Annotated in this window: 24 protein-coding genes and 4 tRNA genes; 16 read left to right on the top strand and 12 right to left on the bottom strand. The window is 30.7% G+C overall.

The genetic code is table 11. The features are described from left to right. Positions 1-22 precede the first annotated feature (22 nt). The 9 genes from H0I30_RS06785 (at position 23) to H0I30_RS06745 (ending at position 7797) form a co-directional block, all read left to right on the top strand. Entirely contained in the window at positions 23-763 is a 741-nt protein-coding gene (locus H0I30_RS06785) for an ABC transporter permease (RefSeq protein WP_218771126.1), read from the top strand. Then, positions 763-1527, top strand: a complete 765-nt coding sequence (locus H0I30_RS06780; protein ID WP_218771125.1) for an ABC transporter ATP-binding protein — start codon at positions 763-765, stop codon at positions 1525-1527. Before H0I30_RS06785 ends, H0I30_RS06780 begins: the two co-directional genes overlap by 1 nt. A 131-nt stretch (positions 1528-1658) precedes the next feature. Then, positions 1659-1731: transfer RNA gene (locus tag H0I30_RS06775), tRNA-Lys, on the top strand. 50 nt (positions 1732-1781) lie between these two features. Then, a tRNA-Tyr gene (locus tag H0I30_RS06770) sits at positions 1782-1864 on the top strand. A 477-nt stretch (positions 1865-2341) separates the two neighbouring features. Continuing rightward, positions 2342-2414 (top strand) — tRNA-Lys (locus H0I30_RS06765). 51 nt (positions 2415-2465) lie between these two features. Next, positions 2466-2548, top strand: a tRNA-Tyr gene (locus tag H0I30_RS06760). Positions 2549-2666: 118 nt separating this feature from the next. Further along, positions 2667-5060 carry a TonB-dependent receptor gene (locus H0I30_RS06755; protein WP_218771124.1) on the top strand — a complete coding sequence of 798 codons (2394 nt, stop codon included), beginning with the start codon at positions 2667-2669 and terminating at the stop codon, positions 5058-5060. A gap of 62 nt (positions 5061-5122) precedes the next feature. After that, entirely contained in the window at positions 5123-6238 is a 1116-nt protein-coding gene (locus H0I30_RS06750; protein ID WP_218771123.1) for a C1 family peptidase, read from the top strand. A 113-nt stretch (positions 6239-6351) separates the two neighbouring features. After that, positions 6352-7797 carry a DUF389 domain-containing protein gene (locus H0I30_RS06745; RefSeq protein WP_218771122.1) on the top strand — a complete coding sequence of 482 codons (1446 nt, stop codon included), beginning with the start codon at positions 6352-6354 and terminating at the stop codon, positions 7795-7797. 68 nt (positions 7798-7865) lie between these two features. On the opposite strand, the gene H0I30_RS06740 is transcribed toward H0I30_RS06745, so the two are convergent. The 3 genes from H0I30_RS06740 to pdxH are packed head-to-tail and all read right to left on the bottom strand — an operon-like array spanning position 7866 to position 9937. Further along, entirely contained in the window at positions 7866-8759 is an 894-nt protein-coding gene (locus H0I30_RS06740; protein WP_218771121.1) for a Ppx/GppA phosphatase family protein, read from the bottom strand. 11 nt (positions 8760-8770) lie between these two features. After that, complete coding sequence (locus H0I30_RS06735) at positions 8771-9259, bottom strand: histidine phosphatase family protein (RefSeq protein WP_218771120.1); 489 nt, start codon at positions 9257-9259, stop codon at positions 8771-8773. Between the two features lie 30 nt (positions 9260-9289). Continuing rightward, positions 9290-9937, bottom strand: coding sequence for a pyridoxamine 5'-phosphate oxidase (pdxH, locus tag H0I30_RS06730; RefSeq protein ID WP_218771119.1), 648 nt, complete (start codon positions 9935-9937; stop codon positions 9290-9292). A 224-nt stretch (positions 9938-10161) separates the two neighbouring features. Between pdxH and H0I30_RS06725 the strand changes: the two genes are divergently transcribed. The 7 genes from H0I30_RS06725 to proC all read left to right on the top strand — a co-directional run bounded on the left by H0I30_RS06725 (position 10162) and on the right by proC (position 16667). Next, a complete protein-coding gene (locus tag H0I30_RS06725) occupies positions 10162-12318 on the top strand; it encodes a TonB-dependent receptor (protein ID WP_218771118.1) in 2157 nt (718 codons plus the stop codon). 123 nt (positions 12319-12441) lie between these two features. Beyond that, on the top strand, positions 12442-13239 hold the full coding sequence (locus H0I30_RS06720) for an alpha/beta hydrolase (RefSeq protein WP_218771117.1): 798 nt from the start codon (positions 12442-12444) through the stop codon (positions 13237-13239). An 83-nt stretch (positions 13240-13322) separates the two neighbouring features. After that, a complete protein-coding gene (locus H0I30_RS06715; protein ID WP_218771116.1) occupies positions 13323-13742 on the top strand; it encodes a DUF2141 domain-containing protein in 420 nt (139 codons plus the stop codon). A 6-nt stretch (positions 13743-13748) separates the two neighbouring features. After that, entirely contained in the window at positions 13749-14375 is a 627-nt protein-coding gene (locus H0I30_RS06710; RefSeq protein ID WP_218771115.1) for a M48 family metallopeptidase, read from the top strand. A 55-nt stretch (positions 14376-14430) separates the two neighbouring features. Further along, positions 14431-15093 carry an HAD family phosphatase gene (locus H0I30_RS06705; protein WP_218771114.1) on the top strand — a complete coding sequence of 221 codons (663 nt, stop codon included), beginning with the start codon at positions 14431-14433 and terminating at the stop codon, positions 15091-15093. Positions 15094-15620: 527 nt separating this feature from the next. Further along, complete coding sequence (locus H0I30_RS06700) at positions 15621-15812, top strand: hypothetical protein (RefSeq protein ID WP_218771113.1); 192 nt, start codon at positions 15621-15623, stop codon at positions 15810-15812. 48 nt (positions 15813-15860) lie between these two features. Then, entirely contained in the window at positions 15861-16667 is an 807-nt protein-coding gene (gene proC / locus H0I30_RS06695; RefSeq protein WP_218771112.1) for a pyrroline-5-carboxylate reductase, read from the top strand. A gap of 26 nt (positions 16668-16693) precedes the next feature. On the opposite strand, the gene H0I30_RS06690 is transcribed toward proC, so the two are convergent. The 9 genes from H0I30_RS06690 to H0I30_RS06650 all read right to left on the bottom strand — a co-directional run bounded on the left by H0I30_RS06690 (position 16694) and on the right by H0I30_RS06650 (position 26804). Next, positions 16694-17644, bottom strand: coding sequence for an XdhC family protein (locus H0I30_RS06690; protein WP_218771111.1), 951 nt, complete (start codon positions 17642-17644; stop codon positions 16694-16696). 83 nt (positions 17645-17727) lie between these two features. Then, entirely contained in the window at positions 17728-18102 is a 375-nt protein-coding gene (locus H0I30_RS06685; RefSeq protein WP_218771110.1) for a hypothetical protein, read from the bottom strand. Between the two features lie 170 nt (positions 18103-18272). Beyond that, complete coding sequence (locus H0I30_RS06680; RefSeq protein WP_218771109.1) at positions 18273-20528, bottom strand: xanthine dehydrogenase molybdopterin binding subunit; 2256 nt, start codon at positions 20526-20528, stop codon at positions 18273-18275. Further along, entirely contained in the window at positions 20528-21928 is a 1401-nt protein-coding gene (locus H0I30_RS06675; protein WP_218771108.1) for an FAD binding domain-containing protein, read from the bottom strand. The genes H0I30_RS06680 and H0I30_RS06675 overlap by 1 nt, the downstream gene beginning before the upstream one ends. Positions 21929-22011: 83 nt before the next feature. Beyond that, positions 22012-23025 (bottom strand): endonuclease/exonuclease/phosphatase family protein, encoded by a 1014-nt coding sequence (locus H0I30_RS06670; RefSeq protein ID WP_218771107.1) that lies wholly within the window; start codon positions 23023-23025, stop codon positions 22012-22014. Positions 23026-23029: 4 nt separating this feature from the next. Then, entirely contained in the window at positions 23030-23887 is an 858-nt protein-coding gene (locus tag H0I30_RS06665; protein WP_218771106.1) for a rhomboid family intramembrane serine protease, read from the bottom strand. Positions 23888-23925: 38 nt separating this feature from the next. Beyond that, positions 23926-24651, bottom strand: coding sequence for a rhomboid family intramembrane serine protease (locus H0I30_RS06660; RefSeq protein ID WP_218771105.1), 726 nt, complete (start codon positions 24649-24651; stop codon positions 23926-23928). Between the two features lie 9 nt (positions 24652-24660). Continuing rightward, positions 24661-26520, bottom strand: coding sequence for a DNA mismatch repair endonuclease MutL (gene mutL, locus H0I30_RS06655; RefSeq protein WP_218771104.1), 1860 nt, complete (start codon positions 26518-26520; stop codon positions 24661-24663). Continuing rightward, on the bottom strand, positions 26520-26804 hold the full coding sequence (locus H0I30_RS06650; RefSeq protein ID WP_218771103.1) for a riboflavin synthase subunit beta: 285 nt from the start codon (positions 26802-26804) through the stop codon (positions 26520-26522). The genes mutL and H0I30_RS06650 overlap by 1 nt, the downstream gene beginning before the upstream one ends. Between the last annotated feature and the right edge of the window lie 134 nt (positions 26805-26938).

The following is a 26938-nucleotide window of genomic DNA, read 5'->3' as shown; positions in this document are numbered from 1 at the left end:
AAAAGAAAAATAGATTAGTTTAATGAACTACATTGAGCATATAGGTAAGTATTTTGGAATGCTAAAACAAGTATTTACAAAACCACAGAGAGCACGTGTTTTTAGAGAAGCTTTGTTTAGAGAGATAGATGAATTAGGTCTTAAATCTTTAGGTATTATTGCTTTTATATCTTTTTTTATTGGTGGAGTAATAGCATTGCAGACAGCTTTAAATTTAGAAAGTCCGTTTATACCAAGGTCTTTAATAGGTTTCGCAGCCAAAAGATCTATCATATTAGAATTTGCTCCTACGTTTTGTTCTATTATTTTGGCAGGGAAAGTAGGTTCATATATTACTTCAAGTATCGGTGCAATGCGTGTTACCGAACAAATTGATGCCTTAGAAGTAATGGGGATTAATTCATTAAATTATTTAGTATTGCCTAAAATAATAGCTACGGTATTCTTTTACCCTTTTTTAATAGTTCTTGGAATGTTCTTAGGAATTTTCGGAGGATGGTTAGCAGGTGTGCTATCAGGATTGTTTTCTGGAGTAGATTATATAGCAGGTGTACAGATGGATTTCAATCCGTTTTTACTAACCTATGCAATTATAAAAACATTAATTTTTGCCTTTTTAATAGCTACTGTGCCCTCTTATCATGGGTATTATGTAAAAGGTGGTTCGTTAGAAGTGGGTAAGGCAAGTACGCAATCTGTTGTTTGGACAACCGTTCTTATTGTTATCGCTAATTATTTATTAACTCAAATGTTGCTAACCTAATGATTGAAGTAAATAACTTACATAAAGGGTTTAATGGTGTTGAAATTTTAAAAGGAATTTCAACTTCATTTTCTCCAGGAGAAACAAGTTTAATTATAGGACAAAGTGGTTCTGGTAAAACAGTTTTTTTAAAATCATTAATTGGGCTTCACATTCCTGAAAAAGGAAGTATCGTATATGATGGTCGCGTAAATAATGAAATGTCTATAGAAGATAAAAGAGACTTTAGAAAAGAGCTAGGAATGGTTTTTCAAGGAAGTGCACTGTTTGATTCACAAACTGTAGAGGAAAATGTAATGTTTCCTTTAAAAATGTTTACAAAGCAGCCAGAAAGCGAAATGCTAGATAGAGTTAACTTTGTTTTAAAACGAGTGAACTTAGAGAATTCAAATAAAAAATTTCCAGCAGAACTATCAGGAGGAATGCAAAAACGTGTTGCAATAGCACGTGCTATTGTAATGAAACCTAAATATTTGTTTTGTGACGAACCAAATTCAGGTTTAGATCCGCAAACATCAATTGTAATCGATAATTTAATTCAAGAAATTACAGACGAGTATAAAATAACAACGATTATTAATACGCATGATATGAATTCTGTGATGGAAATAGGAGATAAAATTGTTTTTCTTAAAGATGGAATAAAAGCATGGGAAGGCTCTCATAAGGAAATTTTTAAAACGGATAATAAAGCAGTAGTAGATTTTGTATATTCATCTAATCTGTTCAAAAAAGTACGTCAAGCATATTTATCAGAAAAATAATTTTAGTGTTAAATTATTGTAAAACAAAGAACTAAAATAAATATTGATAAATCGGTTATTTTTTTGATAAAAAGGTTTTGTAGAAGTAAAAAAGGAGTGTATATTTGCACCCGCTAAGGAGAAAAATAAATGACCTGGTAGCTCAGTTGGTAGAGCATCTCCCTTTTAAGGAGAGGGTCCTGGGTTCGAGCCCCAGCCCGGTCACAAAAAGCTTTTCTTATTTAAGAAAAGCTTTTATTTTTTTCTAAAGCTTTGGGGAGATACCAAAGCGGCCAACTGGGACGGACTGTAACTCCGTTGTCTTACGACTTCGCAGGTTCGAATCCTGCTCTCCCCACAAAAACCTCAATCTATTTAGATTGAGGTTTTTTATTGTTCGTATTTTGTTTACTTACAGGTATTTAGCAAGCTTTTATTCAGTGTTATGTCAAAAAAAAGGCCATTTACACATAATCGAATACCATTTATACATTAGTTGTTTAGCAGAGTATTGTTTCTAATACACAAGGGTTTATTATTGATGAATTGGGGGATTAATCAATAATAGCATAAAACAAAAAAGCATTACTAAAATTTTAGTAATGCTTTTTTGTTTTATGCCGTATTTGGATGATGTAGAAATAAGTTTTAAAGTCGTAGCTTAATCATATGAAAACTTAAAAATTGTTTTTTTATAAAATATTATTTCATCTAATATTCAGATAATCAGTCTTGTTTAATTTTTAGTTTTATTTAAGTAGTTTTTTTTTTATAAAAAAGTTTGTGGATGTGAAAAAGGAGTGTATATTTGCACCCGCTAAGGAGAAAAATAAATGACCTGGTAGCTCAGTTGGTAGAGCATCTCCCTTTTAAGGAGAGGGTCCTGGGTTCGAGCCCCAGCCCGGTCACAAAAAGCTTTTCTTATTTAAGAAAAGCTTTTATTTTTTTTCTAAAGCTTTGGGGAGATACCAAAGCGGCCAACTGGGACGGACTGTAACTCCGTTGTCTTACGACTTCGCAGGTTCGAATCCTGCTCTCCCCACAAAAACCTCAATCTATTTAGATTGAGGTTTTTTACCTTTAAAATACATTTTGTTTATCTTTTTTTATTTTTAATTAAACAATATTGTATTTTTGTTAAAATATTAAGGATTCCAATTATGAAAAAGTTAGTACTATTTATTTTATTATTACAGGCATTTGTATCCGTAGGTCAAGGAATAATTACAGGTAAAGTAATCGATCAAAAAACAAGAGAAGCACTTCCTTTTGTAAACGTATTAATTTATGGAACATCTATTGGAATGGCATCTGATGAGGAAGGTAATTTTAAAATATCTAACGTTCCTTTAGGTTACAATAAATTACAGGTTTCTTTTATTGGCTACGAAACATTAATATCAGACGAGTATTTGGTTACGAATGATAATGCACCCTTTATTATTATCAAATTAAAAGAAAGTAGTACTAACTTAAAGGAGGTAGAAGTTAAGGCTAGCTTGTTTAAAAAATCAATAGAAAGTCCGTTATCATTACAATCTTTGGGGGTTGCTGAGATAGAGAAAAATCCAGGGGGAAATAGAGATGTTTTAAAAGTGATTCAATCATTTCCAGGAGTAGCTTCAAATCCAGGTTTTAGAAATGATATTATAATAAGAGGAGGAGCAACATCAGAAAATAAGTTTTATTTAGATGGAATTGAAGTTCCGGTAATAAATCATTTTCAAACACAAGGAGCTACCGGCGGACCAGTAGGAATCATAAATGCTGATTTAATTCGTAAGGTTGATTTTTATTCAAGTGCTTTTCCGGCAAATAGAGGTAATACATTAAGTTCGGTAATAGAATTTACACAAAAGAAAGGAAACCCTACAGCCCTTAATACAAGAGCAACTTTAGGAACTTCGGATGCAGGTATAACTTTAGATGGTCCTATAGGAGATAAAACTACCTTTATGCTCTCTGTGCGTCAATCTTATCTTCAGTTATTATTTAAGTTAATTAAATTGCCTTTTTTACCAACTTATAATGATTTTCAGTTAAACGTTAATTCGCAATTATCTAAAAATAGTGAGTTATCTATAGTGGCGTTAGGAGCCATTGATGATTTTGAATTAAATACATCAGTTAATGATGGTGAAACAGATGAAGAAACAATAAAAAGTAATAAAGTATTTTTAAATACGGTGCCTGTAAATAGTCAGTGGAACTATACAGTAGGAGCGAGTTATAAGTATTTTGCAGATGATGTTACTCATTTATTTGTTTTAAGCAGAAATGAGCTTAAAAATAAGGCTGTGAAGTATTTTATGAATGAGGAAACACCACAGAACTTATTATTAGATTACGATTCTAAAGAAATAGAAACTAAATTTAGGTACGAGAGTAATTTTAGTACTAAAAATAATTATAAAGTTAATATAGGTGCCAATTTAGAAAAAGCGACTTACATTAACAATACCTATAGAAAAGTAGCTAATTCAGATGGTGTTTTTGAGGATGTATTTAATTCAGAAATTGATTTTATAAAGTATGGTGTGTTTGGTCAGGTTTCTAAAGAATATTTAAATAATAAACTAGGAGTTTCTTTTGGATTTAGATTAGATGGAGTTGATTATAATAGTGAAATGAAAAATCTTTTAAATCAATTTTCACCAAGACTTTCTTTAAGTTATAGCCTTAATGATAAGTTATCTTTAAATTCATCAGTAGGTCGTTATTATCAATTACCATCTTATACTGTTTTAGGTTTTAAAAATAATGCTGGTGACTTTGCTAATAAAAAAGGTTTGAAATACATACAATCAGATCACTTTGTAAGCGGATTAGCATATAGGCCAAACACGAGTTCTAAAATTACTTTAGAAGGTTTTTATAAAGCGTATAGTAAATATCCTTTTTCAGTAAGAAATCAAATAAGTTTGGCAAATTTAGGAGCAGATTTTGGTGTAGTAGGTAATGAAGAAGTTGTTTCTAATTCTAAAGGAAGAGCATACGGATTTGAAGTGCTTGCGCAAAAAAAATCATATAATGGTTTGTACGGAATAGCATCTTACACCTTTGTAAGAAGTGAATTTAAAAATACACTAGGTAATTATATTCCGTCTACTTGGGATAATAAACATCTGGTAACGATAACTGCAGGTAAAAAATTAAAAAGAAACTGGGAAATAGGTTCTAAGTTCAGATTAGTTGGAGGTAGGCCTTATACACCTTACGATAGGGATGCTTCTTCATTAAAAGAAAATTACGATGTTGTAAACAGTGGTATTTTAGATTACACAAAGTTAAATGGTCAACGTTTTGATAGTTACACACAGTTAGATGTTCGGGTAGATAAAACATGGTTCTTAAAAAAAGCTGCTATTAATTTATATGTTGATATTCAGAATATTTATGCAAGTAGCTCAAATCAGCAACCGTATTTATTGCCAATAGAAGATGAAAACGGTAGGGTTTCAGATCCTAGTGATAATTCGAGGTATGTGTTAGAAGAAATTGAAAACACCTCAGGAAGAGCTTTGCCAAGAATAGGCGTAATTGTAGATTTTTAGCAGGTTGAAATTTTTAAAGTCATTATAAAAACTGTAAATTGCTCTATTAATAAAATTCAAACATGAAAAATTTATTTATAGGAGCCGCTTTTAGCGTTTTAAGTATCGGTGCTATTACAGCTCAAGAATATGAGTTTAAAACCATAAAAGATATCGAAAACACGCAAGTAAAAAGCCAAGGAAATACTGGTACTTGTTGGAGTTTTTCTACAACATCATTTTTAGAATCTGAAATTATACGGTTAACAGGTAAAAACATCGATTTATCAGAAATGTATACCGTTCGTAATACGTATTCAGATAAAGCTAGTAATTATTTATATCGTCAAGGAAAAGCGCAGTTTAGTGAAGGTGGTTTAGGTCATGATGTTATTAATTCTGTAGCGAGATACGGATTGGTTCCTGAGCAAGTTTTTTCGGGATTAGATATGGGGCAACAAACTCATAATCACGCTGAGGTTGTAGCTGTTTTAAAATCGATGTTAGATGCGTATATTAAAAATCCGGCTAAAGAATTAAGTCCGAAATGGAAAAAAGCAACAGAAAGTGTTTTAGATGTTTATTTAGGCGAGAATAAAGAAAAGTTCGAGTTTGAAGGTAAAGAATATACGCCCAAAAGTTTTGCAGAGTATGTAAAAATAAATCCGTCAAACTACGTAACAATTACTTCTTTTAAACATGCTAAAATGTATGATGATTTTGTTTTAAATATTCCTGATAATTTTTCAAACGGATCATTCTATAATGTTTCTTTAGATGAATTGGTTGCTGTTACAGAAAATGCTTTAGAAAAAGGCTTTACGATTGAACTAGATTGTGATGTTTCAGAAAAAACATTTTCATCAAAAAACGGAGTAGCGTTTATACCTGCAAGTGTTTTAGATAGTGAGAAGGGATTAAAAGAAATTATTAAAGAAAAAAATATAACGCCAAGTTTTCGTCAATCAGAATTCGAAAACTTTAATACTACTGATGATCACCTAATGCACATTGTAGGCTTGGTTAAAGATCAGCAAGGGAATAGGTATTTTAAAGTGAAAAATTCTTGGGGAACAAAGCAAGGAAACAACGGATATGTATACATGTCTATTCCTTATTTTAAATTAAAAACTATTTCTGTTTTAGTTCATAAAGATGGTCTGTTAAACGATTTAAAAAAGAAGTTAAATATCAATTAAATGATGATGTAAATGCATCGTTAAAAAGCTCAAAGAAACATCTTTGAGCTTTTTTTATTTTTATAAAATAAATAAGGAATTTTGTATCTTTCGCAAGTTATAAAACAACATAAATGGAAGAAAAACTAAATCAAGATGAAAGTGTAGAGCAATCTAAACAAGCTATTCAAGAAGATGCGAAAGGTTTGTGGGAGAGTTCTAAAAAATTTATTGTTGAGTTATTAGATTTTCGTGAAGACACCGATCAAGAAGCAACAATTGAAGCCATAAAAGTTGATATTCCGTTTAAAGGAGCAACAGCTTGGATTTTAATATGTTCGATATTTGTGGCTTCTATAGGTTTAAATGCAAACTCTACAGCAGTTGTAATTGGAGCCATGTTAATATCGCCTTTAATGGGGCCAATTTTAGGAATAGGAATGTCTATTGCTATAAACGATATTGATACGTTAAAGAAGTCATTGGTCAACTTAGCAACGATGATTGGGTTGAGTTTATTAACAGCATTTTTCTTTTTCTTTCTATTTCCATTAAAAGAAGATACGTCTGAGTTATTAGGTAGAGTAAAACCAGATATTAGAGATGTATTAATCGCCTTTTTTGGAGGTTTGGCTTTAATTATAGCACGTACAAAAAAAGGAACAATAGCTTCTGTTATTTTTGGTGTTGCAATTGCAACAGCCCTAATGCCGCCTTTATGTACAGCTGGTTATGGTTTGGCAATTGGTAATTTCGATTACTTTTTTGGTGCTATGTATTTATTTATTATTAACACCATATTTATAGCATTAGCAACATTTTTAGTTTTAAAATTATTAGGGTTTACAATGATTCGTTATGTAAATTCAGTAAAAAGAAAACGAATTGCACGTTTAGCATCTGTTGTAGCTTTTTTAGTTATGGTGCCTGCGGTATTTACATTTATTAGTGTTTATAAAGAAAGCGTTATAAATGCAAGTTATAAGAAGTTTTTAAAAGAGAAAATAGAGTCTAATAAAGATTTATGGTTGCAAAGAGAAAAAATTCATAGAGATACTAAAAAAGTAAACTTGTTCTTTAACGGAGATGTAACTGATGCTACAGAAACCTTTTTAAGAAATGAATTAAAAACCTATGCAAAGTTAGATACTTACGAGCTTATAATAAATGAAAATAAAGCACGTAGTGTAGATAGGGTAGTAGATGCTTATGATAGAGCAATTACAGATTTAGATTTAAAAGACAATATAATAAAAGGATTACAGCGTGAAATTGAAGATCTGAAAAGTACAATTTCAACCTTGAATACTAATATTGAACAAAACGCTTTGGATAGAGATAAAAATAGTGTACCATTTAGCAAAGTGGCAAAAGAAGCTAAAATTAGATTTAATGATATTAAAGAAATCAGTTTTTCTAAAAAATTATCTTCTAAAGATTTTATAAAGGTTGATACAATTCCTGAGTTATCAGTAATATGGAATCCTAAACTGGCAGATTCGATTGTAAAAAAGAACGAAAATGAACTTAAAACATGGTTGCAAAAAGAACTTAAATTAAAGATTACTATAGTGAAGTAAAAGCAATCTATTTCAAACAAAAAAACCGAGCATTTGCTCGGTTTTTTTGTTTTTATTAAAAGAAATATCTATAATTTATTAAGGTATAAGCTTTTTATAATTCCATCAGAAAGTCCGATTTTAGGAACAAATATTTTTCTAGCTCCACTCCATTTCATAGCAGAAAGGTAAATTTTTGTAGCCGGAACAATAACATCTGCTCTATCAGGATTTAAACTTAGTTCAGAAATACGTTCTTTATAGCTCATATTCTTTAAAAACTGATATTGAGCATTTAGGTATATGTAAGAGATTGGTTTGCCAATATCTCTACCCGACATTTTAAATATTTTATTAATGTTTCCGCCAGAACCTATTAAAGAAATACGTTTGTATATTTTAGTATTGCCTTCAATCCATTCTTGTACTTCTTTAAAAATAGCTTTGTTTTCTGTTTTTTTATTGTTGATTAATCGTACGGTACCTATTTTAAAAGATTTCGATTTAATAATTCTTCCTTTAGAAAACAAGGTGAATTCTGTACTACCACCACCAACATCAACATAAAGATACGTTAGGTCTGATTCTATTAATTGATTTAAATCGGTTGCAAATATAATAGCAGCTTCTTTTTTACCATCAATAACATCAATTTCTATATTGGTTTTCTTAAAAATGGTATTTACAACTTCAGTTCCGTTTTTAGCTTCTCTCATTGCTGAGGTAGCACAGGCTTTGTATCTTTCAACACCATGAACTTTCATCAGTAATTTAAAAGCCTCCATAGCATCAATCATTCTGTTGGTGTTTTCTTCAGAAATAACACCGGTAACAAAAGAATCTGTTCCTAAACGAATAGGAACACGAACTAATGAAGATTTTTTAAATTGAGGTTCTTTATTTTTTTCTTCAATAACATTTGCTATTAAAAGTCTTACAGCATTCGAACCTATATCTATCGCACCGTATTTTTTAATTTTCAAACTATATAGATTTATCGATGGTTTTTAGGAAATTCTACTAAACATGTACTTCCTTTTTTTATGTTTTTCCAATGTTTTTCATCAAACTGAATACCAATTACACCGCAAGTAGATACGTGAGCAATAGGTTTATCGCCAAATTTATTTACAAAACTATTAATACCATGGTCATGGCTAAATATAATAGCACTGTCAAAACTATCATCTAAAGCTTTTACAGTTTTTACTAAGTACCCATCGCTAAAACTATATAACTGACGTTTTATTTTAAGGTTTGCAAGCGGGTATTTAAAGTTTTCGCAAAAAATAACAGCAGTATGTAAAGCCCTGTTTGCACTACTAGATACAAATACATCGGGTCTTTTTATTTCTTCTGATAGGTATTTCGATAAAAGATGCGCGTCGTTTATACCGCGTTCTTTTAAGGGTCTATCAATATCTTCTATACTTTCGTACTTCCATGAAGATTTTGCGTGGCGAACAATATAAAGTGTTTTCATTTAATTTTTTATAGCTGTGTAAATATAAAACTAAGGAGCTAAACGTTCAAGTTTCCAAGAGAAATCTTTTTGCAAGGTATATCTTATACGATCATGCATTCTGTTAGGGCGTCCTTGCCAAAACTCAATAGATATTGGTTTAACCATAAAACCGCCCCAATGTGGTGGTCTTACAATTTCTTTACCATTAAATTTTTCTGTTATTTTTTTTAGTTGCTCATCAAGTTCGTTACGAGAATTAACAACATCACTTTGGTTAGATGCCCAAGCGCCTAACTTGCTTCCATCAGGTCTTGATTCAAAATAACCATCCGATAAGTTTTCTGATAACTTTTCAGCTTTTCCTTTTATAATTATCTGCTGTTCTAAACCAGCCCAAAAAAACGAAAGGCATACATTATTGTTATTCAAAATAGCTTTTCCTTTTTCAGAATTATAATTGGTGTAAAAAATAAAACCTTCCCAAGTGTACTTTTTTAACAATACAATTCTGCTTTTAGGAAAACCATCTAAGCCTATTGATGCAATGCTCATTGCGTTAGCTTCATCTACCATTTCAGATTCGTCGGCAGTAAAAAACCAATCTCTAAATAATTCAATTGGATTTTCTGGGCAGTTTTCTTTTAAAAGTTCTTGTTTTTCGTAAGATTTTCTATGGTTGCTTAAATCGTGTGACATTGTGATTTTTTAGACTATGTAAAAATACAGTTTTAATGAGTTTTACAGTGCTTTATAGTCTTAAATTTTACGAACCCATATAAATAAAAGAACCTATTTTTAAGAGGATACTATTTAATTTCTGATAAATGAACAATTGGTCATTAAATTTATACAGTTGAGTGTGTCTTTTTATGTTAAGTTTTAAAAAGAAAGCAATTTTGTACTATCAAATAACAAAAACAATGAAACAATTATTATTTATTTTATGCTTATTAATTCAGGGTTATGTGGTTGCACAAACAATTATTTCAGGAAATGTAACAGATAACAAAGGAAATCCGATTGAAGGAGCAAATGTATATTTAGACGGAACATATGATGGCACATCAACAGATAATAACGGAATTTTTTCTTTTTCAACATCAGAAGTAGGAACAAGAACATTAATAGTTTCTTTTATCTCTTTCGAAACATTTTCGAAATTAGCAGATGTAAAAGAGTTTAATAAGTTAAAAATTAAATTACGTGAAGATGTAAATACTTTAGATGCTGTAACTATAAACGCTGGAACTTTTGAAGCAGGAGACAATGCAAAAGTAACTGCTTTAAAACCGTTAGATATTGTAACAACGGCAAGTGCATTGGGCGATTTTGTTGGCGCTTTACAAACCTTACCAGGAACATCAACTGTTGATGAAGATGGGCGACTTTTTGTTCGGGGTGGTGATGCCGAAGAAACGCAAATTTTTGTAGACGGAATTAGAGTTTTTAAACCGTACTCGCCATCAGCAAATAATATTCCTTCTCGTGGTCGATTTTCTCCATTTTTATTTAAAGGAATCACTTTTTCTACCGGAGGTTATTCTGCAGAATACGGACAAGCATTATCGAGTGTATTGTTATTAAATACAACGGATGAAGTTGTTGAAGAAAAAACAGATTTATCTTTTATGACAGTTGGTTTAGGGGTTGGTAATACACAGGTTTTTGGCAAAAATTCATTAAGTGTTAATGCATCGTATATTAATTTAGCACCGTATCAATCGGCTTTTCAAGACAGAAATACGTGGCATAAACCAGTGCAATCGTTTAGTGGTGAGGCAGTATATCGTTTTAAGTTTAAAAACGAATCGCTATTAAAAGTGTACGGAGCGTTTAGTTATACTGATTTCGATTTAACCCAAGAAGATATAAATTATGAAGAAGATGTGCGTTTTGGATTAACAAACAGAAACTTATATTTTAATAGCTCTTATAAAAATAGTTTTGGTGATGGATGGAAAATTGCCACAGGTGTAAGTTTTACAAATGATCAGGCTATTATTAAAGTTGTTGATGATGAAATTACTGATGAAGAAAACTCAGCACATTTTAAAGTAGCTATGAAGAAACGTTTTTCGAATCGATTTAAATTAAATTTCGGAGCAGAGTATTTTGTCACCGATTTTAAAGAAAATTATAAGAACGTAACGAACGAAGCTTATAAATACGGATTTGATAATAATATTTTAGGAACTTATGCAGAGGCTGATATATTTTTCTCTAAAAAGTTAGCATCAAAAATAGGTATTCGTGGCGATTATTCTGAATTGTTAAACGAGTTTACCTTTTCGCCAAGAGCATCTATTGCTTATAAATCAGGAAAAAACGCACAGTTTTCTTTTGCGTACGGACGCTTTTTTCAGAACCCTAAAAATGATTATTTAAAATTTAATACTGATTTTAAAGCAGAAAACACGTCGCATTTTATAGCGAATTATCAATATGTAAAAAACAAACAGATTTTTAGAGTAGAAGGTTATTATAAAAAATACCAAGATTTAGTAAAATATGATACAGGTTCTTTTTTACCAACCACTAATTATTCGAATTTAGGAAATGGTTATGCTAAAGGAATTGATGTTTTTTGGAGAGATAATAAAAGTGTAAAAAACACCGATTATTGGGTCTCATATTCGTTTTTAGATACCGAAAGAAATTATAAAAACTATCCAACAACGGCTACACCAAATTTTGCATCGGCACATAATTTATCAGTGGTAGGAAAACACTTTATTAAAGATTTAAAAAGTCAGGTAGGCTTTAGTTACAATTTTGCTTCTGGTAGAAATTACACGAATCCTAATAAAACAGGATTTTTGAATAACAAAACTAAAAATTATAATTCGGTAAGTGTAAATTGGGCGTATTTAATTAGTCAGCAAAAAATATTGTATTTCTCAGTAAACAACGTTTTAGGGCATCAGAATGTATTTGGTTATAATTATAAAAACACACCGAATATGAACGGTGTTTTTGATAGGCAAGCAATTGTGCCTAATGCAGATCGGTTTTTCTTTGTTGGTTTCTTTTGGACAATCAGCGATAATAAGAAAGATAATCAATTAGATAATTTGTAATTAAAAGAAAGTAAGAAAAAACATTACAGTTCAGTCGTGAAAACGAACAACTGAGTAACATGTTTTGGCGAGCTCTGTTTAAATAAAAGATATTTGAAGTATAATACATAAATAATGAGAACGATGAAAATTACCATGACAGTTTTATTACTATTTGTTTTTCAGTTTGTAAATGCGCAATTTGAAGACAAATTTTATTATCCTAAAAAAGAATGGAAAGAAATTAAAACACCTTTTTCAGAAGATTTTATTTCAGTAGAAAAAGATACAATTCACACCGCTTTTTTTCAGCCAAAAACACCTCCGAAGGCAACAATTTTATTTTTTCATGGAGCCGGAGGAAATATATCAACTTATATGTACATGATTAAACCTATGATAGCTAATGGATACCAAGTGTATGCGGTTGACTTTAGAGGTTATGGTAAATCAACCGGAAAGTCAACACATAAAAACGTACAGGAAGATGTAATTATTGTCTTTAATAAAATGAAAGAAAATAAAGACATAAAAGGCACAAAATTAATTGTATTAGGAGCGTCTTTAGGTTGCCAAATTGCTACAAACTTTACTAAAAATCATCAAGAAGAGGTTGATGCTTTAATTTTAGATGGCGGTTTTTCATCTTTTGCAGATGTAGCTAAATTGTATGCGCCAAAACCAGCACATACATATATAGAAAGTGTTTTAGGCAAAGTATATCCATCTAAAGAAGAGATCAAAGCAATTAAAAACTTGCCTAAATTAATAATACATGGTAAAGTAGATAAAACGATTCCCATAAGTCATGCACAGATTGTTTTTAAAAATGCACAAGAACCTAAAACTTTTTTTACTTCTGATAAAGGACATTTAGAAGCTTTTAGTCAGGAAACAAAAAAGATATTTATAGAAATTGATAAACTTTTAACGGTTGAGTAATAAAATACAACAATTCGGCGCTATTCTTGATAAAAATAGAAAGAAAGTCAAGATATTTGAATCATCAATAAAAAATAAAAACAATGAAAAAAATAGTTTTAGCATCAATATTTATTTTAAGTGGAGTTTTAAGCGCTCTAGCTCAAGAAACACAAACCGTTACTATAGAATTTAACGGAATGAAATCAGACAAAGGAGATTTATATATTGCTTTATATAATTCTGAAGATTCTTTTTTAAAGAAACCTTTAAAAGGTACAATTGCAAAAGTTATTGATAAAAAAGCAACAGTAGTATTCAAGGATATAGCAATAGGAACTTACGCAATTTCTGCTTTTCATGATGCAAATAATAATAAAAAAATGGATACTAATTTTTTCGGAATTCCAAAAGAACCAATAGGTATTTCTAATGATGCAACAGGTTTTATGGGGCCACCAAAATATAAAAATGCAAAATTTAAAGTATCAAAAAATATAAAATTATCAATTAAGATAAACTAAAAAAACATGAAAAAGATAATCACATTACTAGTATTACTATTAGCTATAAACTTATCAGCGCAAAGTAAATATGAAAAAGGTATGACCAAAGGTTTTGAGCTTTGGCAGTCAGATAAAACAACAGAAGCTAGTCAGTTATTTGAGCGTATTTCTAAAGCCGAAAAAGAAAACTGGTTACCTCCGTTTTACGCAGCAACGATTGAAATTGTTGGAAGTTTTGGCGTAAAAGACGAAGCTGTTTTAAAAGCGAAACTTAACAAGGCACAAGAATTTTTAGATACAGCAACAGCTGTTTCACCAAATAACCCAGAAATTTTAATAACACAAGCATTGTTAAATACGGCTTACATGGCTTTTGACGGACAGAAATACGGGATGTCAATGTCTATGAAAAACGGAGCGTTATATTCAAAAGCATTTAAATTAGCTCCTAACAACCCAAGAGTTATATTAAGTAAGGCACAAGCAGATATGGGAGCGGCTAATTTTTTCGGACAATCTACAGCGCCTTTTTGTAAAGATATTAAAAGAGCTATTGAACTAGGCAAGACAGAAAAAATAACAGAAAAGTTTTATCCTAAATTTATGTTAGATAGGGCAGAAGAAGTATTAAAACAATGTCAGAAAAAATAATAGCTAGCTAAAGAGGCAATTGCTTATTTTTGTAAAACAACACAAACTAAACACAATGGCTTTAAAAGCAGTTTTATTCGATATGGATGGTGTAATTGTAGACACCGAACCATTACATAAACAAGCATATTTTTTAATGTTTGCTAAAGTAGGAATCGAAGTTTCTCAAGAATTATATAATGCTTACACAGGGCAATCAACCATAGATATTTGTAAAGATTTAGTTAGCAAGTTTAACTTATCTATAGCAGCTACCGAATTAGTTGCTTACAAAAGAGCTTTTTTTAAAGAGCTCTTTTTTTCTGATAAAAATGATTTGCAATTATTAGAAGGTGTTTTAGATTTAATTAAAGATTATTACGCAAACAGAATAACACTCGTTTTAGCATCGTCTGCCTCTATGGTGACGATTGATAATGTTTTTAATAAATTTGATTTAAATCAATATTTTAAAGGAAAGATTAGTGGTGCAGATTTAAAGGCTTCAAAACCGCATCCAGAAATTTTTTTAAAAGCAGCTGAAATTGCAGGTTTTAAGAAAGAAGAATGTTTGGTTATAGAAGATTCTACAAACGGAATAAAAGCTGCTTATGATGGCGGAATTTATTGTGTAGCGTATAAAAGTGAGCATTCTAAAGCGCAAGATTACACATTAGCACAGAAAATAATCTCTAATTACAACGAAATTAAATATAATTTAGTAAAAAACATCGTTTAGTTTTTATCAATTATTACTACATAAAATAATTGGTTTAATAATTTTTAGGTATATAATTATGTTATTTACAATAATAGTAGCTTATAATTATTAGTGTAATAATTCATAGGTAAGTGTTTTGTTTTTAAATATTTAGCTTTATAATAATCTTAACAAAGAGTATTTGTTGGTGGTTGTTTGTTTTTGTAAATTTGCACCATGGTACAGAAAAATACTGAACAACAAAATTCACGAGTATTAACTTTTAATTATCTGGTTTTTAGAAATCAATCAGATAAATTCATACCTCCTGCTTCTTAGTTTACAAGCCAAGTCTTGTAACAATTTTTTTCTGTTAAGAACAGTCGGCCTTTAATTAGGCTATCGCTACATACTTTAAAAATATTGCAATATTACCTATTCAACTTATTAAGTTAAGTAAGAATAGGTGTAAAAGCAATTTGTTACTTTTCTATATGTTTATGGCTATTAATTAGCTATAACAGCATGATTCCTTTATAAAAATAATATTAATTAAAAACAATTATATGAAACTGATATACATCAAAAGAAAAACTATTCAAGAAAAAAGATACAGTATCCCTATGGGTGAGCTAACAACAAAAGTAACATACATTAAAAAATATTTACTTGGGTTACCTCTTAAAACTGTACATAAATATAGAGAAACGTATTATGGAGAAGTAAAAGATTGTGAAGACTGTATGTTATTCGTATAGTACATTTATAAATTAACAATCTAACTTATTCAAAAAATATAAAAACACATGAAAGTACTTGTAATTGGTGCAGGAAATATGGGGTTAACCTATGCAGAAGGAATGTCTAAATCTAAACTTCTTAAGAAAAAGAATATTATGGTTTTAGATAAATCTGAAGAAAAACTTAAAGAGCTTCATAAAATAGCACATTTTGATACTTTTGAGAAACTAGAAGATTGTGTTCCTAAGGCAGATATTATTTTTATCGCTGTAAAACCACACCACGCAATAAATGTGTTTAATACTATAAAGCTACTTGTGCAAAACGAGCAAATAATAGTATCTATAATGGCAGGTGTTACTATAGAGTCTATTGAAGAGTTAACAGGCTTAAAAAAGATTGTTAGAGCAATGCCAAATTTACCAGCACAAATAGGTAAAGGTTTAACCTCTTTTGTGGTTTCTGATGAGGTATCTAGAATAGAAATGCTAACGGTGGAAAGTTTATTGGCTACTACAGGTAAATCTATTCAGGTTTCTAGTGAGAAATTAATTGATGCTTCTACGGGAATTTCAGGAAGTGGACCTGCCTATGTTTTTTACTTTATGCAAAGCATGATGGAAGCAGCATTAAAAATGGGTTTCTCGAAAAAAGATTCTACAGTATTAGTTACTCAAACTTTTGCAGGAGCTATCGAACTTTTTAATCAGTCGAATATTTCACCTAATTCTTGGATGGAAAAAGTAGCTTCAAAAGGTGGTACAACGCGTGCAGCATTAGATTCTATGGAAGATAATAATGTGAATGAGTTGATAAAAGAAGCAGCTTTTGCAGCATTTAGTAGAGCGGTAGAATTAGGAGAAGAGCATTAAAAATAGTTTAATACATTTTTTTAAAATTATTTATTTAGGTTTTTTAGCTGAATAATTTGAGCAGCGATACTAATGGCAATTTCTTCTGGAGTTTCACTTTTTATTGATAAACCAATAGGAGCATAAACAGCATCTAACTCTTTTTGCGAGTGTTTTTCGTTTCGTAAAACCTCCCACATTGTTTCTAATTTTGCCTTACTGCCTAAAACACCAATAAATTTATAATCGTTTTTAAGTAGTTTACTTAAAACCAATTTATCATCGGTGTATTTGTTGGTCATAATAGCTATATAACTTATTTTTCCTTCAGGAATATGGTTGTTGATATCATTATAATCAACAACTAATTTTTTATGTGCGAAATTATTATTTTCGAGAGTGTTGAGGTTTTCTCTATTGTCAAAAACAACTACATAAAACCCAAGTTTTACAAACGTTTCTGAAACAGCTACTCCAACATGCCCTCCGCCAACAATATATAAAGTTTCTTTATAACCTATATATTCATTAAAATACCAATCAGAATTTGAATTAATTTGATAATTAAATTGATTTTCTTGTTGTTTTTTTGAAAAACAGAATGAGTTAGGCGTTAAATTTAATGTTCCGTTTTGTCCTGTTTGAATACAGCTTAAAATACTTTCAATTACAGATATCTGCTTAAAATCTAAACAATGAAAAGCAATTGTTTGTTCACCAGAACAGATCATTCCAGATCCGTTTTCTATAGTACCTTTATGAATCTGTTTTTTTATAAATACAGGTGAATCTTCATTTTGTAAAAGATTTTGAACCTCTTCAACCAAAGTAAACTCCATTACACCACCGCCAATAGATCCAAAAATAAATCCATCTTGTGCAACTAACATTTTAAAACCTTTTCTTCCAGGAGAACTCCCGAAGTTCTCAATAACTGTTAAGACATATACTTTTTGATTGTCTTTTATTTTAGCTAATACGTATTTCCAGAATCCCATTGATTGTTATTACTGTCATAGCGAATAAGTATGATGAAGTTATCCTTTAAAGAAGACTACAACATCTTATTCTTAATGATTAGTTAATTAAAAATTGTTTCACTTAAAGCGTAATAAATAGCCATTAAAGCAGAGAAAATTGCACTGGCTATAAAACGCCAATTTAAATGTATTTTATTTTGGATGATAAAATTAACAGTAAATGATATTGGAATATTTACCGTAAAAGATAACAGTGCAATCATTAATAAATCTTTGTTTATTTCATCGTAATTTCCTGAAAATAATTTAATAAAAGCTAAGTGCCTAAAAACCCATATCGGATTAAAATAAGCGATAGCCAAACCTGTTTTTGCTACCGTTTTTTTTATGCCGGTAAAAGCAGCTGTTTTTTTATCAATCCAAATAAAATAATTAGGAATTTCAAAAGCATATATGGTTGCTCCGATCAACATCATTCCGAGTAACCGATATATAGAAAAATCGTTTAATAAAAGTGCTGCAATCGTATCTCCAGTGCTATAAATAATAGCGCCTTTTAATATGTTTTGTTTGGTGTATTGTAGTTTGATTGATTTTTTATTTTTAGAGTTTATAGGTAAAAGAATCTATAAATATTAAATAACTGTTATTGGTTTTCGTACAAGCCCATTAATACTTTTTCTGGCGTAAAAGGCGCGTGAAATTTTAATTTATAATTAGGATTAAATTCTTTAACAGCTTCCTGAATCGCAAAATAAGCACCAATTCCGTACATTAAAGGAGGTTCACCTACCGCTTTCGATTTTTGTATAGCCATATCATTTCCTGTTGTTTTAACAGGAATCGTTTCTACTATTTTCGGCGTAGAAAAAATATCAGGAACTTTATACGTAGATAACGCATTCGATAATAAACGCCCGTCAGAATTGTAGGCAATTTCCTCCATAGTCATCCATCCAATTCCTTGCGCTAAGGCTCCTTCAACTTGACCGATATCAATTCCCAAATTCATAGATTTACCAAAATCGTGCACAATTTTTACGGCATCAATTTCATAAGTTCCTCTCAAACAATCTACCGTTGTAGTAGTAATTGCTGTTCCGTATACATGATACGCAAACGGATGCCCTTTTTCTTTAGATTTATCAAAATGAATAATAGGTGTAGCGTAATGAGCGTTTTCAGTTAAAGCAACACGTTGCACCATGGCTTGACTAATTACATCTTCCCATGAAATAGTAGATTTTTTACCATCAATAAAAACAAAATCCTCTTGAAAAGAAATGTTTTTTTCTTCGGATGAAGTTAATGTAGTAGCAACTTCAGTTAATCTTTCAATTAATGTATTACAAGCCATTTCAACTGCTTTTCCGTTTAAATCTGCAGTAGAGCTCGCTGCAGAAGGCGAAGTATTTGCAACACGAGTTGTATTGGTAGTTTCTAGCTTTAATTTAGCAGCTGAAACGCCTAAAACAGTTTGTGCAACTTGCAGCATTTTAGTGTTTACACTTTGTCCCATTTCTACAGCTCCTGTAGAAATTCCCACACTACCGTCTTGATAAATATGAACCAATGCACGTGCATGATTCATTTGTGTGTTTGTAAATGAAATACCAAAAGTAATTGGCATTAATGATATTCCTTTTTTGAATCTATTATTCTCTTTATTAAAAGAAATTTTTTCAGCTTCTAATTGTTCTAAATCAAAAGTATCTTTAGCAGTAAACCAGGTGTTTTTAGCCTCTACTTGTGTTGCAATTTGTCCGTATGAAAACTCATCATTTTCAGCTAACAAATTAACTTCTTGTATTTGTTTTTTATTGATGCCTATTTTATCTGCTGCATCGGCAATGGCACTTTCTATAACAAACATTCCTTGTGGCCCGCCAAAACCACGAAAAGCAGTGTTGGGTGGTAAATTAGTTTTACAACTAAATACAGTAGTGCTTACATTCGGAATAAAATAACTGTTAGTGGCGTGAAATAAAGTTCGTTCTGCAATTGCTGGAGATAAATCGGCAGCAGCACCAGAATTTTGTAAAAACTCAACTTCAAAAGCTTTAATTTTTAAATCTTTTGTCAATCCTATTTTATAGAAAGAAGAATATGGATGGCGCTTACCAGTCATACGTATATCGTCATGACGATTCAACATATATTTTACTGGGCGATTTAAATGTTGTACAGCAACAGCTGTCATAACTGCCCAAGGAGTTGCTTGATCTTCTTTACCCCCAAAACCACCACCTAAGCGAATAACATCTACTTCAATTTTATGCATCGGAATTCCCAATACTTTAGCAGCTGTTTTTTGTACTTGCGTTGGTCCTTGGGTAGAAGAAGTTAGCTTTATGTTTCCGTTTTCTAACGGAACAGCGTAACAACCTTGTGTTTCTAAATATAAATGTTCTTGTCCGTTAGAGAATGTTTCACCTTCAAAAACATATTCACATTCAGAAAAAGAACCAGATGAATCACCAAGTTTAAAAGAGCGAGGTGCGTTGATAAAACTATTTTTTTCTTTAGCCTCTTTTGCTGTTGTAATAACAGGAAGCTCTTCAATATCAATGGTAATTAAAGCTCTTGCTTTTTTAGCAATAGCCTCTGTTTTAGCAACAATAAAAGCAATTGGTTGTCCCCAGAAATGTACTTCATTTTCTGCCCATAGCGGTTCGTCAGGAATAATTCCTCCGATTTGATTTTCTCCTAAAACATCTTTGTAGGTAAATATTTTCACAACACCTTCTAAGGCTTCTGCTTTAGAATAATCTACCAATTTTATTTTTCCATGCGCTTTTGGCGAATCAAAGCATAGGCCTATTAAAGCATCTTGGCGGAGCATTAAATCATCTACAAATAACGATTCTCCTCGAACATGTGTATAACTATCTATGTTTTTCATTAGGCAATTAGTTTTTTTAGTTCGATTAGATTCGGAAATAATTCGATAAAATGGGCAAAGAATAATTGTTTAGCTAATAAACGTTTGTATGCTGATGTTCCTCTTACATCACTAATTGGTGATATTTCTGATTGAAGTATTTCTTGTGCTGCTATTATAGTATCAGCATTCATCTTTTTTCCGATTAAATAATCATTCGTTTTGTATAGGTATTTCGGAATAGCAGCAACGCCACCTACTGAAAAATGAGCTCCTATAATAGTACTCTTTTCTATTGATATTCTACCAGCAGCATTAACACTCGCAATATCTAAATGGGTACGTTTGCTTACTTTTTCAAAATTAAAAGCTTCATTTTTTTGAAGAACTTTAAAGGAAATAGCCTTTAAGACTTCATTTTCTTTTAAATCGTATTTTTTGTAATCTTGATGAAATTCTTGAAATAAAATATGACGTTCTGATTCGTCTTCTTTAATAATTGTTAAAGTAGCATTTAAGGCTAAAAAGAAAATAGACATATCGCCAATTGGAGAAGCATTAACGAAATTACCGCCAATGGTTCCCATATTTCTAATTTGTTCCGATGAAATTAATTTCATAAACTGCTTTAACTTCGGAAACAACGTTTGTAGCTTTTTATTTTCTGCAATTTCAGTAACCGTTGTATTCGCACCTAAAGTGCAAATTCCTTCAGAAAAAGAAATACCAGATAATGTTTTTTTACCTGCGAGTAAATAAACCTCTTCGTCAGCCATTTTATCCGCAGAGCGAACATATAAATCGGTTCCGTTAGCAACTTTTATTCCTTTTGTTTGTTCAGAAGATTTTGCCCCTATTTTTTTTAATTGATCAGGAATCGTTTCAAAGTAATTAGGAATAAAACCTTCTTTAATCAACCAATCTATTTGATGATTGTCGTCTTTATTAGCTAACTTTTCTTCAACTTCTAAACCTGCTTTTTCTATAGATTTATAACCGGTGCATCTACAAATATTACCACTAATGGCATCATTACAAGTAGTGTTATTATTGTTGCTTAAAGCAAAACCAGTCATAGAAACTACAAAACCAGGCGTGCAAAATCCGCATTGAGTAGCGTAATTACTAGTCATCGCTTCTTGAACGGTATTTAGGCTCTTAGGCAAGTTAATTCCTTCTATAGTAACAATGTGTTTACCATTTACGTTCCCTAAAGGAGAAATACAAGAAGTAATACTCTTGTAGTTTACATTATCGCCTTCTACTGTGCCAATTAAAACAGTACAAGCTCCGCAATCGCCTTCGCGACAACCGATTTTTGTACCTTTTAACTGTTGATGATCTCTAATGAAATCGAGTAGCGTAATACCTGAATTAACAGGTGTTTTAATAATCTGATTGTTAAGTATAAATTGTATCATATGCAAAGGGCAAGATACGAAATAGTATGAAGTGTTTGGTTAGTATTTATAGTTTTAAAAAAAGAACTATAGGGTTCTTAAAATTACCAATGTAAACGTGTCATAATAGGGTAGTGGTCTGATAATTTAATATCACTATATGTTTTGTAGTAATTTATAGTTGCTTTGTTGTCAGTAAAAATAAAATCTATACGCATAGGGTAGATATATCTAAAAGATTTACCTAAGCCAATACCAGCATCTAAAAAAGCATCTTTTTTGTTTTTAGATAATTTGTTGTAAACCCAAGAATATGCTGTGTTGTTAAAATCGCCACACACAATTTTTTTTCCTTTCCATAAGGTTTCATGTTGTAAGATAAGTTCAGCTTGACTTACTTGTTTTTTAAAACCGTTAGATAAACGTTTAAATAAGCGTTCGGAATCTTTCTCTCCGAAATTTACTTTCTCCGGATTTACTTTCAAGGATTCTAAGTGTACATTATAAACGCGAATTGTGTCTTTATTTTTTAAAATATCAGTAAAAATAGTATTGTTAGCACTGTTTTTAAAGTTTAAAGAGCCTGAGTTTATAATCGGGTATCTCGAGTAAATAGCTAGTCCGAATTTATTAGCTTTCGACTTGGTTTTAATGTATTTATAAGGAAGATTTATGTTTAATGATTTAGATCTGTAAAACTCTTGCATTACAAGAACATCGGGATCTTCATTATCAATAAAATCATAAATCTTTTGTTCGGTAGTGCTATCTTCTAAATGTTTATAATGATTGAATAATCGCACATTATAACTCATCACTTTTAAGTCGTTATTTAATATGAATTCTTTATTAGAAAATTTTATTAAAGGCGGAGAAATGAAATAGCCAACTACTAATATAAGTAGTGATAATAAAGCGTTTTTATGTAGTTTAAGTAACCAGTATATAAAAAAAGCAATATTTAAAATAACTAATAAAGGAACAAATAAACTAAAAACGGCAAGTGCAGGGATTGTTTTTGGAGATAGAAAAGGTAACACATAAGAGAGCAACAAAACAGTTGCAAAAACTGAATTGATAAAGAACATCAACTTATGGACAAGTGAATATTTTTTCATTTGATTATTTACCTTGTTTAAATAAAAAGTCTTTCTCACTTTTTGTTAAAGTATCATAACCTGATTTACTTATTTTATCTAGAATATTATCTATTTCAGCTTGGTTTTCTGATTTTTTGTAGTTGTTTTTTGATGGTTTTTTTCCAGATTTATAAACTGTCTTTAAAGGTTTTTCCTTTCTCTCAAAAAACTTTTTTAGCGGTTCTAAAATCTCTAACTCTTTATTGCTGGCTCTTACAACATATAAAAATCCAAATATAGCACCGCCAATATGTGCAATATGGCCGCCAGCATTACCGGCAGGTATTTGTATAATATCAATAGCTACCCAAATACAAGCTAAAGTCCATAATTTCACAAAACCAATTAAAGGAAATTTTAATTCGTAATTAGGTATATAGGTTGCAATACCTATAAAAATTGCTGAAATTCCTGCTGATGCTCCAAGTAAAACACTAATATTAGCTTCTTTTAGTAATACAGGAAAAATAGCATAACTAATTAAAAACAAGATTCCGCCAAATAAGGTTCCTAGAAGGTAAAAATTTAGTAATTGTTTAGAGGTGAAATATTGTTTAAAAAGATGGCCTATATAAAATAAAGCTACTAAATTTAATAGTATATGAAGAAAACTAGTATGTAAAAAACCGTAGGTAATAATTGTCCACGGTTTGTATAAAAACTCATCAAAGTTGGCAGGTAAAGAAAACCATTCAACCAATAAGTTGTTATTAGATTGAAATAAAAATCCAAAAGTATTGGTAATAAAAACCAATAAAAAAACAGCAAGGTTTACGTAGATAAGTTGCTCTACAATACCTGCATTTTTAAAACGATATTTTAAGTTATCTAAAGTATTCATCAATTTTCTTTTTCTTTCAAGGAATCTAATATACTACATTAATGAGTTTTGAACTGATTTTTTTTCCAATACCAAGCAATAATAAAACCAATAATAGCACCTCCAATATGTGCAAAATGTGCAATATTACCAATTGAGTACTTCGTAACACCAAAAAATAAATCACTAGCAATCATTAACGGAATAAAGTATTTTGCTGCAATTGGCACTGGGAAAAAGATCAATGCTAGTTTTGCATTCGGAAACGTTAATCCGAAGGCAACTAATATACCATAAACAGCACCAGAAGCACCAACGGCAGGCGTGTGGTACAAGCTGTAAAACTCGCTCATTGTTCTGTTAGAAAGCGTTATTATATTTTCATTGTACTGCCCTGTAGTTAAAATGTTTTGTATTTCGGAAGGAGAAACACCTAATGCTGCTATTTGCTCGTAAATACCATTAAATTGGTAGTAATTTACAAGTGTATATATCAACCCCGCACCGATACCTGCAGAGAAGTAAAAAAATATAAATTTATTTCTACCCCACATCTGTTCTAAAGGAGTACCAAAAGCCCATAACGCATACATGTTAAAAAGTAAATGCATTGTTCCGCCATGCATAAAAGTATGCGTAACGTATTGCCAAACACCAAAATGCTCGTTTTGTGGATAATGTAAAGCAAATATATTTGTTAAGTCTAAATTTAAAAATTGCGGCGCAAAATACATAATCACGTTAATGATTATTAGATGTTTTATAGCGTCAGTTAATTTTCCCATGTTTTTATTTTATTTATTAAAAATGGTGTCAATTTCGTTTAAAGTCAATGTTTTAAACGTTGGTTTACCAAGAGGCGATGCATTTGGTTCTTTACAAGAAAATAGATCGTCCACTAAGTTTTCTTGTTCCTTAGTTGATAGTACTGTTCCTGTTTTTATAGCCAATGATTTTGCAAAAGATTTTGCCATGACATCAAAATGGCTAAAACTAGTATCAGGCACTTCTAGCTTAATATCGTCTAATAATTGTTCTAAAATTAAAGTGATTTGACTTTCACTTATTGATGTTGGCATTCCGCCAATAACAACACTTTCTTTCGTAAATTCATCAAACATAAAACCAGCACTTTCTAAATCCGATTTTATCGTATATATCATTTCAATATCCGCTTTAGAGAAAGAAATATTTACAGGAAATAATAATTGTTGACTACTAGCTTCTTTTACGGTGATATTCTCTAAAAATTCTTCGTATAAAATACGTTGATGTGCTAGTGATTGATTGATTAAAACAACACCAGATTTTATAGAACTTAATAAATATTTTTTTTGAATCTGAAAAGTTTTACCAGTTTCAGTTTCTTGATGACTTTCAAAAAGCTGTTCTTGTTTTACAGTATCTAACGGTTCTGTATTGGTATATAAAGCTTCCCAGTTACTGGTGTCTTTTTTGAAACTTGATTGATAACTCACCGATTTAGAACCCTGTGAATCGTTTGAGTTATTTGATTTTGACTCGTAACTAGTTTCTGTTTTAAACGGATTAAATGTAGGATCTACACTAATCGGAGGAACAGAGGATGAGGTCCTTTTGTTTTTACTGTAATCGTATGGGGTATCAAGCGTAGCATCTCTGTTAAAATCTAAGACCGGTGCAACATTGTATTGCCCCAAACTGTGTTTTACAGTAGCACGTAAAATAGCATATAATGCTTTTTCATTATCAAACTTAATCTCAGTTTTTGTTGGATGTATATTTATATCGATACTATTTGGCGGCACTTCTAAATATAAAAAATAAGACGGATGTGAACCGTGTTCTAGTAAACCTTCAAAAGCATTAGAAACGGCATGATTTAAGTACGAACTTTTTATAAATCGGTTATTTACAAAAAAGTATTGTTCACCTCTTTTCTTTTTAGCAAACTCAGGCTTAGCAGTAAATCCGTTTATAGTAATAATATCGGTTTGCTCAGAAATAGGAACTAATTTCTCGTTCATTTTTGCGCCAAAAATAGCCACAATTCGTTTGCGTAAATTACTTTTCTTTAAATGATAAACCTCTGTATTATTGTGATGTAATAAAAATGCAATGCCAGGATGTGCTAGTGCAACTCTTTGAAATTCATCTACAATATGACGGGTTTCAATAGTGTCTGATTTTAAGAAATTTCTTCTTGCTGGGATGTTGTAAAACAAGTTTTTAACCGCAATACTTGTACCTTTAGAAGTTGAAACAGGTTCTTGAGAAACAATTTTACTTCCTTCTATTTTTATTTGAGAACCTAATTCTTCCTCTTCTTGTTTTGTTTTTAGCTCAACATGCGCAATCGCAGCGATAGAAGCCAGTGCTTCACCACGAAAACCTTTGGTGTTTAGGTTAAATAAATCTTGGGCATCTTTAATTTTCGAAGTAGCATGACGCTCGAAACTTAAACGTGCATCGGTAGCACTCATTCCTTTACCATCGTCGATTACTTGAATTAAAGTTTTACCGGCATCTTTTATTAAAAGTTTTATAGAACTAGCACCTGCATCAATCGAATTCTCTACCAATTCTTTAACTACAGAAGCGGGTCTTTGTACTACTTCACCTGCTGCAATTTGATTTGCTACATGATCAGGAAGCAATTGTATAATATCTGACATTAGTTGTTTTTAGATAAAAATATAGAAAGATCAAATTCGATAAAAAATAAAAATAATAGCAGTAAAATAGCAATTATAATTAAGATTGTTGGGTTGAATCCGCCATTTTCAGAGTTTTTAAATTCATTAATTGCAGCAGTAAATTTTCCTTTTAAATTTTTTGATTTACCAACAGTCGTGCGGTATTTATCAAATTTATGTTTTACTTGATACGGATTTCCTTCGCCTTTGTAATAGGTAGGCTTGTAATCGAACTTTTTATTTTCTCTTTTAATAAATCCCATAAAATGCTGTTGTTTTGAATACTATAGTGTAACAAAAATCACACCAAATTAAGACGAAATTCAAAGTTACTGAATTATGAATAAGTGGTCAAAAGTTATGACTAAATTAAAGTTAAAAAAAGAACCAAAATGAT

The sequence above is a fragment of the Tenacibaculum sp. AHE14PA genome, from assembly GCF_019278465.1.
In the GTDB taxonomy this organism is placed as follows: domain Bacteria; phylum Bacteroidota; class Bacteroidia; order Flavobacteriales; family Flavobacteriaceae; genus Polaribacter; species Polaribacter bernardetii.
This window is presented reverse-complemented; position numbering and strand designations above follow the sequence as displayed.